This is a genomic window from Halomonas sp. ND22Bw, assembly GCF_003011945.1.
Classification (GTDB): Bacteria; Pseudomonadota; Gammaproteobacteria; order Pseudomonadales; family Halomonadaceae; genus Halomonas; species Halomonas halophila.
Genome location: NZ_PXWD01000314.1, coordinates 1 through 375 on the forward strand (window position 1 = coordinate 1; position 375 = coordinate 375).

Sequence of the window (375 nt, forward strand, 5' to 3'; positions counted from 1 at the left end):
GCTCGCCCCCGTTGGCAAGAAGGTAAGCGCCGCCACCAGCGCCGCGATCGCTGCCGCGAAAGAGGCCGGTCGTGCCGAGTTGGACAGCCTCGGTCTTAACAAGGGCGCCGCCAAGGACCAGGCCAAGTCGCTGTTCCAGGGCGTTCTGAAAGCGGCGGCCACCGCCGGTAGCGCGGCGGCCAAGGCGGGCAAGGACGGCGTGAAAAGCGCCTGACGCTGATCGGCGCGCGGCGCGCCGTCTGCCCCTTCAATTACGCGAAACTTCGCGATAGAAGCGGGGGACGCCGCGACCGGCCGCCTTGGCCGCGTACAGCGCGAGATCGGCGTTGCGCACCAGCGCCTCGGGAGTGTCGCCGTGCAACGGCGCGACCGCGA

Annotated in this window: 1 protein-coding gene; it reads left to right on the plus strand. The window is 70.4% G+C overall.

Going from position 1 to position 375, the window contains the following annotated elements:
* The coding region (locus CVH10_RS25800; protein WP_219924794.1) for a hypothetical protein at positions 1–214 on the plus strand (214 nt) is incomplete at its 5' end.
* Positions 215–375: the final 161 nt, after the last annotated feature.